Annotated in this window: 13 protein-coding genes; 11 read left to right on the plus strand and 2 right to left on the minus strand. The window is 46.5% G+C overall.

From position 1 onward, the window contains the following. The first annotated feature begins 271 nt into the window (after nt 1-271). The 6 genes from BQ5453_RS08740 (at nt 272) to BQ5453_RS08765 (ending at nt 7,352) form a co-directional block, all read left to right on the plus strand. Nucleotides 272-1,504: a site-specific integrase gene (locus BQ5453_RS08740; protein WP_071122935.1), complete on the plus strand. Its 1,233-nt coding sequence runs from the start codon at nt 272-274 to the stop codon at nt 1,502-1,504. Between the two features lie 22 nt (nt 1,505-1,526). After that, complete coding sequence (locus tag BQ5453_RS08745) at nt 1,527-1,916, plus strand: virulence RhuM family protein (RefSeq protein WP_048927171.1); 390 nt, start codon at nt 1,527-1,529, stop codon at nt 1,914-1,916. A 200-nt stretch (nt 1,917-2,116) separates the two neighbouring features. Beyond that, nucleotides 2,117-3,358 carry a primase-helicase family protein gene (locus BQ5453_RS08750; RefSeq protein ID WP_054350315.1) on the plus strand — a complete coding sequence of 414 codons (1,242 nt, stop codon included), beginning with the start codon at nt 2,117-2,119 and terminating at the stop codon, nt 3,356-3,358. Nucleotides 3,359-3,632: 274 nt separating this feature from the next. Further along, nucleotides 3,633-4,610, plus strand: a complete 978-nt coding sequence (locus tag BQ5453_RS08755) for a toprim domain-containing protein (RefSeq protein ID WP_048927169.1) — start codon at nt 3,633-3,635, stop codon at nt 4,608-4,610. Nucleotides 4,611-4,826: 216 nt separating this feature from the next. After that, entirely contained in the window at nt 4,827-6,131 is a 1,305-nt protein-coding gene (mobV, locus tag BQ5453_RS08760; RefSeq protein WP_048927168.1) for a MobV family relaxase, read from the plus strand. A 312-nt stretch (nt 6,132-6,443) separates the two neighbouring features. Then, the gene (locus BQ5453_RS08765) at nt 6,444-7,352 is read left to right on the plus strand and encodes an MUN family extended-spectrum class A beta-lactamase MUN-1 (RefSeq protein ID WP_206340447.1); all 909 of its coding nucleotides are present in this window, start codon (nt 6,444-6,446) and stop codon (nt 7,350-7,352) included. Between the two features lie 563 nt (nt 7,353-7,915). Here BQ5453_RS08765 and BQ5453_RS08770 read toward each other — a convergent pair. Together BQ5453_RS08770 and BQ5453_RS08775 are read right to left on the minus strand one after the other, a co-directional pair. Next, nucleotides 7,916-8,230, minus strand: a complete 315-nt coding sequence (locus BQ5453_RS08770) for a hypothetical protein (RefSeq protein WP_071122936.1) — start codon at nt 8,228-8,230, stop codon at nt 7,916-7,918. Between the two features lie 109 nt (nt 8,231-8,339). Beyond that, nucleotides 8,340-9,635 (minus strand): UDP-N-acetylmuramoyl-tripeptide--D-alanyl-D-alanine ligase, encoded by a 1,296-nt coding sequence (locus BQ5453_RS08775; RefSeq protein ID WP_071122937.1) that lies wholly within the window; start codon nt 9,633-9,635, stop codon nt 8,340-8,342. Between the two features lie 328 nt (nt 9,636-9,963). Between BQ5453_RS08775 and folP the strand changes: the two genes are divergently transcribed. From folP to BQ5453_RS08800, 5 genes are all read left to right on the plus strand, one after another. Continuing rightward, nucleotides 9,964-10,746, plus strand: a complete 783-nt coding sequence (gene folP, locus BQ5453_RS08780) for a dihydropteroate synthase (RefSeq protein ID WP_083361250.1) — start codon at nt 9,964-9,966, stop codon at nt 10,744-10,746. A gap of 79 nt (nt 10,747-10,825) precedes the next feature. Next, nucleotides 10,826-11,602 carry a diadenylate cyclase CdaA gene (cdaA, locus tag BQ5453_RS08785; protein ID WP_071122939.1) on the plus strand — a complete coding sequence of 259 codons (777 nt, stop codon included), beginning with the start codon at nt 10,826-10,828 and terminating at the stop codon, nt 11,600-11,602. Nucleotides 11,603-11,729: 127 nt separating this feature from the next. After that, nucleotides 11,730-12,422: a phosphatidylserine decarboxylase family protein gene (locus BQ5453_RS08790; protein WP_071122940.1), complete on the plus strand. Its 693-nt coding sequence runs from the start codon at nt 11,730-11,732 to the stop codon at nt 12,420-12,422. A 159-nt stretch (nt 12,423-12,581) separates the two neighbouring features. Beyond that, the gene (locus BQ5453_RS08795) at nt 12,582-13,322 is read left to right on the plus strand and encodes a CDP-alcohol phosphatidyltransferase family protein (protein WP_071122941.1); all 741 of its coding nucleotides are present in this window, start codon (nt 12,582-12,584) and stop codon (nt 13,320-13,322) included. Nucleotides 13,323-13,358: 36 nt separating this feature from the next. Next, nucleotides 13,359-13,670: a DUF4834 family protein gene (locus BQ5453_RS08800; protein WP_022101829.1), complete on the plus strand. Its 312-nt coding sequence runs from the start codon at nt 13,359-13,361 to the stop codon at nt 13,668-13,670. The last annotated feature ends 42 nt before the right edge of the window (nt 13,671-13,712 follow it).

Consider the following 13,712-nt stretch of genomic DNA (forward strand, 5'->3'; position numbering starts at 1 on the left):
TATAAAATAAACAGATAGCTAAAAAGTAAATTTGAGAAAAGCGTAGCGATTCAACTGAAAGAGTGGTCGTTACGCTTTTGCTTTTGATGTGGAAAAGGTCGTTTGCAGACATCCAAAAGCCACACAACGCAAGAGTTCAGTTACCACATCATTACTGCCGTAATGTGTGAACTTCCAGAATAAGCATCTGTTTTTCTGCGATTTGCGTAATTTTGCGTAGCTGTTGGTAACTCACGGTAAACTAATTTTGTCACCAAAAAAGAAGTGAGTTATGCGAAGTACATTCAAGGTCTTATTCTACGTGAAGAAAGGCAGTGCAAAGCCCAACGGCAACCTGCCACTGATGTGCCGCCTTACGGTGGACGGAGAGATTAAGCAGTTCAGTTGCAAAATGGAAGTTCCACCCCATTTGTGGGATGTGAAGAACAACCGTGCTTCGGGCAAGAGTGCCGAAGCGCAGAGAATCAACCGTGCGGTTGACAAGATGCGGGTGGAGGTGAACCGCCGCTACCAAGAACTGATGCAGACAGACGGATATGTGACCGCTGCCAAACTGAAAGATGCCTATCTCGGTATCGGTATCAAGCAGGAAACCTTGCTGAAACTCTTTGAGCAGCACAATGCGGAGTTTGCAAAGAAAGTCGGACACAGCCGTGCCAAAGGAACATTCCAACGGTACATAACCGTCTGCAAGCATATTCGGGAGTTCCTGCCCCATACATACAAGCGTGAGGATATTCCCCTCAAAGAGTTAAACCTCACGTTCATCAACGACTTCGAGTATTTCCTGCGCACGGTGAAGAAATGCCGCACTAATACCATTTGGGGCTATATGATTGTGTTGAAGCACATCATTTCCATAGCGAGAAATGACGGTCGTCTGCCGTTCAATCCCTTTGCAGGGTATATCAACTCTCCCGAAAGCGTGGACAGGGGGTATATCACGAAAGAGGAGATACACACCATGATGAATACCGAGATGCCCGACAAGACCCACGAGCTTGTGAGGGACCTGTTTCTGTTTTCGGTGTTCACGGGGTTGGCATATTCCGATGTCAAGAACCTCACCACCGACAACCTGCAAACTTTCTTTGACGGTAACTTATGGATTATCACCCGAAGAAAGAAGACCAACACCGAATCGAATATCCGTCTGTTGGACGTTCCCCGAAAGATTATAGAGAAGTATAAGGGGATGGCAAAGGACAATAAGGTTTTCCCCATGCCAAGTAATACGACCTGCAACAAAAAGCTGAAAGCCATAGCCGATTTGTGCGGTATAAAGACACATTTAACATATCATGTCGCAAGACATTCGGCAGCAACTACCATACTGTTATCCAACGGAGTACCCATTGAAACCGTCAGCCGCCTGTTGGGGCATACCAACATAAAGACCACTCAAATCTACGCGAAGATAACCGCCCAAAAGATAAGTCAGGACTTGGAACTGTTGTCCGACAAGTTGGGGGATATGGAGAAAAGCATTTGCAGTGCCATTTGATAACCCATAAAGAAGAATACAGATGAAAGAGAAACGAAGCATCATCACGATGGACGGACAGGGCAACATCGCCCTGCCGACCGATACAGTCTCCATTGCCATGACCGAGTGGGAACTCTGCGAGTTGTTCGGGGTTATCGCCCCAACAATCCGAGCAGGGATAAAGGCTCTTTGTAAAAGCGGTGTTTTGAGGGAATATGAGACAAAGCATACCATCAAACTGTCGGACAAACGCAGCATGGAGGTTTACAGTCTTGAAGCCATCATCGCCCTTGCTTTCCGCATCAACACATTCGGAGCGGAACAGGTTCGCAGAGCCATACTTGAAAGACTGTACTTGCGAAAAGAAAAAACAGGCATCTTCTTTTCGCTGAACATCACTGATACGGCAAATCCGAAATACTTTGCATAGGCGTATTGCCATTCACACATACTCACGCACCCGAAGAAGCATCTGTTTTCAGCTCTGTTTCTTCGGATTTTTTGTTTTTACAGCCCCGAACAGCCCCGAAGTATTTTTTGCTGCGTTCTGCTGTGATTTGCGTATCAACTTATCCGACAGTTGATTATACTTTTGTAGCTGACATTTTTTCAAACTTAAATCATTGGAATATGGAAGCAAACAAAGTAAATGACAGCCACCGACCGCCCACAGATGGCGGCATGGCAAAGGAAGAGTTTATCCGTGTCGGCACAACGCTCTACAAGATTGTGGAGCAGCCAAGACTGAACGGAGGGTATGTAAGGAAGCGCATCGCATGGAACAACGAGACCCTGCGCCAAGACTATGGCAAGGACTACATCGGCAGCGTACCCAAGTATGACGGCTTCTGCACCGTACCCGAACACGTCAGCTATCAGCCTGTAATCGGCAAGTTCCTTAACCTCTACGAGCCGATACCCCACCAACCGCAAGAGGGTGATTTCCCCTCTGTCCGCTCATTGGTGGAACATATCTTCGGGGAGCAATACGAGTTGGGAATGGACTATCTTCAACTGCTCTACCTGCAACCCATTCAGAAGTTGCCCATCCTGCTGTTGGTGTCGGAGGAGCGCAACACAGGCAAAAGTACATTCCTCAATTTTCTGAAAGCCCTGTTTCAGAATAACGTGACATTCAACACCAACGAGGATTTCCGCAGCCAGTTCAATTCCGACTGGGCTGGGAAACTCCTTATCGTGGTGGACGAAGTATTGCTGAGCCGCCGGGAGGACAGCGAGCGGTTGAAGAACCTGAGCACGGCACTATCCTACAAGGTGGAAGCCAAAGGCAAAGACCGTGACGAAATTGCGTTCTTCGCCAAATTCGTGCTGTGTTCAAACAACGAGTACCTGCCTGTCATCATTGATGCAGGTGAAACCCGTTATTGGGTGCGCAAGATAGACCGCTTGCAGTCGGATGATACCGACTTCCTGCAAAAACTGAAAGCGGAGATACCTGCTTTTCTCCACCATTTACAGCATAGGCAGCTATCCACCGAAAAGAAAAGCCGTATGTGGTTCACGCCCTCACTACTGCATACCGAAGCCTTGCAGAAGATTATCCGCAGCAACCGCAACAGATTGGAGATAGAGATGCACGAGCTTATCCTTGACATTATGGAAAGTGTAGGCACGGACACTTTCTCTTTTGACTGCAACGATATTTTTCTTTTGTTGCGGTATTCACAGGCAAAAGTGGAGAAACATCAAGTACGCAGGGTATTGAAAGAGTGTTGGAAACTTAATCCTGCACCCAACACGCTTACCTATACCACCTATCAGTTGGACTATACCCGTGACTGTCACTATTCGCCCATGCGGAAGACAGGACGGTTCTACACCGTGACAAAATCGTTTTTGGAAACACTATGATTATTTTGATGAAATGATGAATAAGTATATAAATATATTGAAATATAGATATTTACATTCTCATCAAACATTCATCAAAAGTATCTCACTGATGAAAGGAGAAAACAGGACGGACAGACCATGCCCGACACCGTAAACGATGAATTTCTCTTTTCGTGAGTGGTTTGATGAATAAATGATGAGATGATATATAGATATAAATCAATGTGTTAAACCATATGTTCATCAAATCATCGCTTTATCAACCATCATCAAATCCGTAGGAATATACATTATGACAATACAGGAAGCAAAACAAATCAGAATAGCAGACTATCTGCAAAGTCTGGGGTACACACCCGTCAAGCGACAAGATAGCAGCCTTTGGTACAAGTCACCGCTGAGAGAGGAAGCCGAAGCCTCGTTCAAGGTAAACACCGAACTCAACCAATGGTATGACTTCGGCATCGGCAAGGGTGGCAATATCATCGCATTGGCTTCGGAACTCTACCGCTCCGACAACGTGCCGTATCTGTTGGAGTGCATCGCCAAACAGACACCGCATCTGCACACCGCCATCCATGTACCATTTTCTTTTGGTCGGCAATCCGTTTCAGAACCGATGTACCGACATCTGCAAGTTTCGGAGTTATCCTCTCCTGTACTATTATCCTATTTGCAGGAGCGAGGAATAAGCACCGAACTCGCCAAGAGGGAATGTAAGGAACTGCATTTTGAAAACAAGGGCAGACCATACTTCGCCATCGGTTTCCCGAATATGGCAGGTGGTTATGAGGTGCGCAACCGCTATTTCAAAGGTTGTGTCGCTCCAAAGGACATCACCCATATCCGACAAAGTGGAGAACAGCCGACAACCTGTTATCTTTTCGAGGGCTTCATGGATTACCTCTCGTTCCTTTCCATCCGTGTGAGGAACAATCCGCAATGCCCCCGACTGACCACGCAGGATTATATCATCTTGAACTCCGTTTCCAATCTCGCAAAGGCGGAGGGCATATTGGCTGACTATTCCCAAATCGGCTGTTTCCTTGACAACGATACGGCAGGACGGACAGCCTGTGAGCATCTGCAAGCAAGGTTCGGGGAACGCCTTTCCGACAAGTCCATACACTATAGTGAGTATAAGGACTTGAACGACTACCTGTGCGGTAAGCCCTTGTCCCAATCGGCAGAGCCGATGAAGCAGGAGAGGCAAGTCCAATCCGCAAGGCGGATGATGCAGCCACCGAAAAAGCGAGGGCTGAAGATGTAGGGAGTGAGAACGCTTGCAGCCGTGCGGATATTTACAAGCGGAAAATACCATAGCTTATTAGGGAATTTTCCGAGCCGCATTGCAAGCAACGCTGAAAATTCCCCAATAAGCCAAAGAGGTTGCACCTCTCTGGACTCTCCCAAGCCAACGGCAGAAGCCGTACAGGAGAATAATCAACCATTGTTTCACAAGCTAAAAAAGAAAGGAAAACCATATATGGGATTTGTCGTATTACATATGGAAAAGGCGCACGGTTCCGACAGCGGAACGACCGCCCACATCGAGCGTTTTATCATACCGAAGAACGCCGATCCAACTCGCACGCATCTTAACCGAAAACTCATCGACTATCCCGATGGAGTGAAAGACCGAACAGCAGCCATCCAACACCGTTTGGAAAACGCAGGGTTGACACGCAAAATCGGTAACAACCAAGTACAGGCAATCCGCATCATCGTGTCGGGAACGCATGAGGACATGGAGCGTATCGAAAAAGAAGGCAGATTGGACGAGTGGTGTGCCGACAACATGAGCTACTTTGCCTTCATGTTCGGTAAGGAGAATATTGTGGCTGCGCACCTTCATCGGGACGAGGAAACGCCACACATACACATCACCCTTGTTCCAATCGTAAAGGGGGAACGTAAGCGCAGGAAACGGGAGGAACAGACAAAGAAACGCTACCGCAAGAAGCCGACCGACACCGTAAGACTGTGTGCCGATGACATTATGACACGGCTGAAATTGAAGACCTACCAAGATACCTACGCCATTGCGATGGCAAAGTACGGATTGCAGCGTGGCATAGACGGTTCAACGGCACGGCACAAGTCCACGCAGCAGTATTATCGGGACACACAGAAACTTGTCGATAGCCTCAAAGCGGAAGTGGTAGATTTGCAGGAGCGGAAAGAAGCGGCACGGCAGGAACTCCGCCAAGCCAAGAAAGAGGTGCAGACTGAGAAACTGAAAGGCGCAGCCACGACCGCAGCGACCAACATAGCCGAGAGTGTCGGTTCTTTTTTCGGCAGCAACAAGGTCAAGACGCTGGAGAGGGAGAACAAGAATCTGCATGAGCGTGTATCAGAACTTCAAGAAGAAGCCCGACAAAGGGAACAGCAACAGGCGAAACACATACAGGAGATAACAGACGCTTACGAGCTGCGACACCGCAAATTGTCCGAGTTTACAGACTTTGTGAAACGCTACTTCCCATATGTGGAGAAGCTGATACCGACAATAAATTTCCTGCGTGAACGCTTGGGCTTCAATGACGATATTATCCGAAGATTATGCACATTCAAGGACGTTCCCATAAAAGGCAAGCTACATTCTTCCGAGTTCAACCAAGGCTTTGAAACCCAACGTGCCGTCTGCTCCATTAAAGAGGATGAAAATGGAAAGTTCGATTTCAAGATTGATGGAGTATCACATATAAGCTGGTTCAGAAAGAAGATGAACGAGTTTAGGGAAGCTATCGGAATACCGAAACCAAGACAAAACAGAGGTATGCAACTGTAAATCAAAATAAAGTCCGTGATTGTTGAATGACATATCACGGATTTTTTGTACTTTTGCACTCGGATTGAGGCAACTCTATCCAAGACATAAGAAAAAGAAGCGTTATGCTTTCTTGTAAGTCGAGAACGTAGGAAATTCAAGACACTGCACAAGGATGGCATAGTGGTTCTCACGCATATAGCGTGGGCTGCTATACTACATTCGTGCATTTAGGTTTCCTACGACCTTCGACTTAGAATGTTGCATTGGTAGTCCACGTTTCTGCATTTGAGCATCCGCTTCTTTGGGCTAAGAAGCAAAAAAGAAAACTATATGAAACAAAAAGTTCCACTATCAAAAATGAACATGACAAAAACGCTATTATCAGTTATGCTTTGTTGCTGTTGCAGCATTATGGCTTTCGGGCAGAACATGACCCAAGAAATTGAAAAGATTATCAAAGGGAAGCAAGCGTCTGTCGGGGTAGCAATTATCCATAATGACGATATAATTGCCATTGCCAACGAGGACAAATATCCCACTATGAGTGTATTCAAATTCCATATAGCAGTGACAGCTCTGAAAAAAATGGAAGCAGAGAATATTCCGCTGGACAAAATGGTGTATATCAAACAGAAAGAAATGCTGAAAAACACGTATAGCCCGTTAAGGGATAAATATCCCGACCAAGGGATTCGTATATCTTATAGGGATATAATCAAATACACAGTATCGATTAGCGACAACAACACATGCGATTGGTTAATAAGGTTTGTTGGTGGTATTGATAAAGTGGACTCCTACATAAAATCTCTTGGGATAAAGGATATGAATTTCACGGAGACAGAGGAAAGCATGCATACGGACATTATGTTATGCTACAACAATTGGAGCACACCATTAGCTATTGCGCAATTGCTCAAGAAACTTCATACAGAAAATATTTTGACAAAAGAGCATTTTGCGTTTTTAGAGACAGCCATGCTTGATTGTGTGTCTGGCAAGAACAAACTAATAGCGGGGTTGCCTACCGATATAAAATTTGGGCATAAAACGGGACGTTCTAACCGAACTGCTGATGGCATACAGATAAGCGAGGGAGATGCAGGAGTGATATATCTTCCCAACGGTGAGAAGTGCTACATTGTCGTTTTGATAAAGGATTCTCGTGAGTCTGATGATGATAACGCCAAAATAATGGCAGATATATCAAATATAGTTTATCGTCATTTGAATAAATAAAAATCCAATTGTAATGAATCAAAGTCTCTAACATATATTTGTTGGAGACTTTTTGTTAAATTTCATATCGGAAAAGTGTGCGTTTCAATAAAAAGTAATAACTTTGCAAATGAAAGAGTTATTTGACAGTATAGCACCGCAAAACGCTGAAAATAGCACAGTTGCTAACTCGTTACCACTGTTTCTCAAATACTCAGTTAAATGTTTATTCTTCAAACGGTTATATTAAACCGTTGAAAATCTAAAATAATACACAAACAACAGAGGTGTGTCAAAACCCAATTTGTGCGGGCTGAAAGCCCAATGATTGTCCATAGCCCTGGGCAAGCGAAGCGGCACCCAGGGTTATACGTAACGTGATGCAATGACGCCCTGTAAGGGCAAAAGTGAATGATAATCTTTACTTTTGCCCTTACAGGGCGCAACTGTTCCTTCACACGTTAACCCTGGGTGTCGCTTCGCTTGCCCAGGGCTATGGACAATCATTGGGCTTTCAGCCCGCACAAATTGAGTTTTGACACACTCTCGTTGTTTTGAGGCATGATGCACTTTCGTGCTGTGTGTTATTGTTCGTCAGCCTCTGCGTTATCGTTCGCGTGATTGTTGTTGCTGCTGCTTGTTGTGGCAGTAAAATCGTTGCAAGCCTTCTCCTTGGTATAATAGTAAACGAAGGTGCACACTGTTGCGGCTGCAAATACGAAAATGGGTGCATTAAACAGCACCGTCATGAGAGGCGTGTTCCAATCAGCATTACCAGTCCAAAACAAGTCGTTGGCCACTACAAAGTAAAACAAGCCTATAAGGTAGGCGATGCTCCGTACCAATGTGGCGTTGTAGGTATGCTTGAAAGCGTGTGCCACGCGTTTGATAGCATTCATGTTGATGTGGTGTTAAGGTGGTACTTAATAATCTGTCGGTTTCATAAGCCTTTACAGACTGATAAATTCAGCAGACACGTCAGAGCAGAGCACGTCAGTGCAGAGCACGTCAGAGCAGGGGCGGAAGTTCGAAAAGCCGTGTGCCATTCGACCCTTTGATGAGGATAAGTCTGCCTGTGGGCATATTGCCCCCTGTGATGGCCGTTTTGACTGCCTCAACATCGGGGAACCAAAAAGCCCCTTCGGCGTACGGCTGAAAGTTTTCGCCAACAAGCCAAACTTCCTCGCAACCAGAGGATAATGCCTGTGCTGCCACTTGTTTATGAGCCGAGGCAGATGATAGTCCGAGTTCACGCATCTCGCCCAATATGAGCATTTTGTGCGGGGCCGCAATATGGGCAAAATTGTCAAGTGCGGCAGTCATGCTTGTCAGGTTGGCGTTGTATGCGTCAATGATAAGTTCGTTATGTGCGGTCTTTTTCAGTTCGCTGCGGTTGTTAGTAGGCTCGTAGGCCGCAATAGCCTGTGCGGCAGCCTCGGCAGTAACCCCAAAGTGTTTGCCCACGGCAATGGCAGCCAAGGCGTTGGTTACGTTGTACGAACCAATAAGTTTGGTGTGCACCGTATGCCACTCGTCGCCAGCATAGCGGAATTTGAATGTCATGAAAGGTGTGCATTCCACAAATTCACCTTCAACAGCATATCCCTTATCGGGCAAGCCATACGTCTCGGTGGTGAGGCCCTGTGTCATGGGCATAAGGTATTTGTTGTCAGCGTCAACAAATACAAACGCTCCAGGTTTCACACGCAAGTAGTCATAAAGCTCACCTTTTGTGCGGATAACGCCCTCAAACGACCCAAAGCCTTCAAGGTGTGCACAACCCACGTTCGTAATCAGTCCGCAGTCGGCGTCTACAATCTCAGACAGTTGAGCTATTTCGCCAGGGTGGTTTGCACCAGTCTCGATAACGGCAATTTCGTGTTCGGGGCGTAAGCGCAGCAACGTCTTGGGCACACCAATATGGTTGTTAAAGTTGCCTTGGGTGTAAAGTACATTATATTTAGTAGACAAGACCGCAGACGTGAGCTCCTTGGTGGTAGTTTTGCCATTAGTACCAGTAATCTGTATAATGGGCGTTTCGAGTTGACGGCGGTGATATGTAGCTAATTGCTGCAAGGTGGTCAGTACGTTGTCAACCTTTATGAGTTTATCGTTTGCGGGTAATTCTGCGTCATCCACTACCGCATAGGCACAACCATTTTCGAGTGCTTTCAGTGCAAATTTGTTGCCGTCGAAGGTGGTGCCACGCAGCGCAAAGAAAAGAGAACCTGCAGGACAATCGCGTGTGTCGGTTGTAATAACAGGGTGTTTCAGAAAGATATTGTACAATTCGGGTATTGTCATCGTTCTAAATGTATTTATCTTGTTGGTGGAATTGGTAAACTTGTAAACCCGTTAACCAAGAATTCCGCCAGCAGGCTATTTGCTGATGTAGTTTGTCATGCAAAGGTACGTCAAGATGCACGCAATGCAAAACGATTGTGTAAAAACTTTTGTTGTCGCCTTTTTTGTATACCTTTGCATAGCGTAATCCCTTGGCGCAATCAGACACAAAAGGGGGCATAAAGACGCCATGGCTTCATGCCAATAGCCACGAATTAAAACATTTACAACATTGACACATACACTCAATTTGCGCGGAAGACTCTTAGAGCTGCGCGAACCTCAAATAATGGGCATACTGAATGTAACGCCCGATTCCTTCTACTCCGACAGCCGAACGCCTGACGAGGCGCACATCACAGATCGTGTGCGTCAGATGATGGACGAGGGTGCCGACATGATAGACGTTGGTGGCTATTCGTCGCGTCCGGGTGCCGACGATGTAACGCCCGAGGAGGAAATGGACCGTTTGCGTCGTGGCTTGCGCATTGTGCGCAAACTCTATCCCGAAGTGCCTGTGTCGGTTGACACATTCAGAGCCGATGTGGCACGCATGTGTATTGAAGAGGAAGGGGCCGACATCATTAACGACATATCCGGTGGCATGATGGATCGCCAGATGTTTCGCACTGTGGCACGCCTTGGCGTACCCTATATATTGATGCACATGCAAGGTACCCCCGACACCATGCAGGTGGCACCACACTATGACAACTTGCGGCGTGAGGTCATGCTCTATTTTGCCGAACGCATCGACCGCCTTTGCCAGATGGGTGCCAAAGACATTATTGTCGACCCCGGCTTTGGTTTTGGCAAGACGCTCGAGCATAATTACGAACTGATGAATCACCTTGAGGATTTTGCCGTGTTCAACTTGCCGCTGTTAGTCGGCATCTCACGCAAATCGATGATATACAAATTGACAGGTGGCACACCACAAACCTCACTCAATGGCACCACAGCGCTCAACACCATATCTTTAGTCAAGGGGGCACACATATTGCGTGTGCATGACGTGAAAGCCGCAGCTGAGGCCAAGCAAATTTACATGGCGATGAAGCAAAATGCCTGAGGCCAGAGCGACGATTTTCAGTTGCCGCCAACAGTTGTAACCGCCATATATTCAGAAAACGCTCAACACATACGAGTCAATGCTAAGTTTTGGGATAAAAGACATCATAGACATCTTTTCGGTAGCCATATTGTTATACTACATCTATCGATTGATGAAAGAATCGAGCTCTGCCAATATCTTTGGCGGTATCATCGTCTTTATTGTAGTTTGGATATTTGTGTCGCAAATATTCGAGATGCGTTTGCTTGGCTCCATTCTCGACAAAGTGGTAAACGTAGGTTCGCTTGCGCTCATCATATTATTTCAAGAGGAAATACGTCATTTCTTCAGCACCATCGGTTCACGTCCGAGCACCCATTTCCTCACACGCATATTCAAGTCAAAGAAAGACAAGGGCGACAATGTGCATCGCGAGGACATCATGCCCATAGTGATGGCATGTATGAATATGAGCAAGCAAAAGGTAGGCGCGCTCATCATTATAGAGCGTTATGTGGGTTTGAGCGAGTATATAGCCACGGGCGACATGATCAATGCCAATATCACGCAGCGACTCATCGAAAACATATTTTTCAAGAACAGCCCTCTGCACGACGGAGCCATGATTATATCACACCAACGCATCAAGGCTGCAGGCTGTATATTGCCCATATCGCACGATACAGACATACCCAAATCGTTAGGCCTGCGCCACCGTGCAGCGCTTGGCATATCTCAAAAGAGTGACTGCCTGGCAGTGGTCGTTTCGGAGGAAACTGGTGGTATTTCAATAGCCGAAAAAGGCAGTTTCCGCTTGCGTATGTCGGCCGAGGAATTAGAGAGTGCACTCTCAAAAGAGTGGATAAAGGAGTAACAAGTGCCTGCTTTTCATTATTTATGCTTATCTTTGCAGTGCTGACGTGTGCGCCATACTGCAAGTGATAGTGTGAAAAGCGCCCCCAAACGTGGCACAAACCCCATTATACAGCCAAGTCTATAACATGACAAAAAATCACAAGATAAAAAAAGTGCGTTTGCACAGTGAAGGCAATGACATACTGCGTAAAAGCCTGCTGGTCATACTCGTGACGGGTGCGCTCTTATACTACCTTTTGCGTGACGTAACACTGTGGCCTTTCTACGCCTACATGGCCATTTGCATAATATTGTATGCCATGGCCGTTAACTTCTTCCGTTGCCCGATACGTATCTTTAATGGTGACAAGGAAGGAACTGTGCTTGCTGCAGCCGATGGCAAGGTGGTGGTGATTGAAGAGGTAGACGAAAATGAATATTTCCACGACCGCCGGTTGATGATTTCCATATTTATGTCCATCACCAATGTGCATGCTAACTGGTTCCCGGTTGAGGGACTTGTAAAAAAAGTAGTGCATCACAAGGGCAATTTTCATAAGGCTTGGCTCCCCAAGGCCAGTACTGAAAACGAACGCTCAACTGTAGTAATCGAAACACCCGACGGCAAGGACGTGCTCGTGCGCCAAATAGCTGGGGCCGTAGCCCGCCGTATAGTAACCTATGCCCGTGAGGACGAGGATTGCTACTTCGATGAGCACATGGGATTTATCAAGTTCGGCTCACGCGTCGACGTCTATTTGCCTACCGACACCGAAGTGCTGGTAAAGATGGGGCAACGTACAGTTGGCAACCAAACAGTGATAGCCAAACTTAAGTAAAGTGACAAACAATACTACTTATCAGTAAAATAACACACTCTTGCGAGTTGACAGGTTGATTGATAGTGAGTTAAGCAAGGGGCTTTATGCGTCCCTCGCCAGCTTACGCAGACTTGTCAACTCGTAATGCTTTATAAACCAAGTAACGCCATAATAACAATGAAAAAGCATATCCCCAACACCATCACATGCTGCAACCTCATATCGGGCTGCATTGCCACATACTTTGCCTTCCAAGCAAATTTTCAATTTGCTTTTGCCTTTATAATAATAGGCGCGGTGTTCGACTTCTTTGATGGTTTCGCAGCACGTTTGCTGCATGTTTCGTCACCAGTGGGCAAGGAACTCGATTCGCTGGCCGACGACATTACATTTGGATTTGCCCCGGCCGCCATTGTTTTCTCAATGCTCCGCACCTTGCTCTCAGCATGTGGCGATGGGGCGGCAGTTTGTCCAGTCACCCCCTATGTGCCATACGTTGCATTTGTCATTGCAGCATTTTCAGCCTTGCGCTTGGCCAAGTTCAACCTCGATGAGCGTCAAACCACCTCTTTCATCGGTCTGCCCACCCCGGCCAATGCCTTGTTCTGGGCAGCGTTGAGTGTATCGCTCAGCACAAACAGCTGCCTTGTTTCCGACAATGCGTTGTGGTTATTGCCAGCATTGGTAGTGGGTGCACTGTTGTCAAGTTGGTTGCTTGTGGCCGAAATTCCCATGTTCGCGTTAAAGTTCAAGCACTATGGCGTCAAGGGCAACGAGTTGCGTTATGGTTTTGTGCTATTCAGCATATTGCTGCTTGCCATTCTGGGCTGGGTAGGTTTCTCCGCCATAATAGTGTTATATATTCTTACATCAATAGCCAACAACGTGTTTGGCACAAAGATTGCTGATGAGGAGTAGGCAACTCCTTATTATTAACGTAACACATATTGATTGATGCACTTTTTAGGTTGTTTATTTGTCTTCATATTAGGTGGTATATTCTTCGTGATAGCCGTCATAAGTTGGGTGTTCCGCACCCTGTTCGGTGTCAACATCTTTGCACCATTCTTTGTCGGGTCACGTCGCAAGGCAAGCGCTTTCAATAGCGCAGAACGAAATGATAACACTGCCAGCGAGCAGCAACGTACCACTCATTACAACACAGGCAATGCCCACCATGAAGGCGGGCAGGAACGTCGCGCGTCAGACAAAGGCAAAATATTTGACAAGAGTGAGGGGGAATACGTCGATTTTGAGGAGGTGTGAGGCATTGGTGCCAAATAACGGCAATTAAAGGGTGGTTCTAAT

It is taken from the genome of Prevotellamassilia timonensis (genome assembly GCF_900106785.1).
Taxonomy (GTDB): domain Bacteria; phylum Bacteroidota; class Bacteroidia; order Bacteroidales; family Bacteroidaceae; genus Alloprevotella; species Alloprevotella timonensis.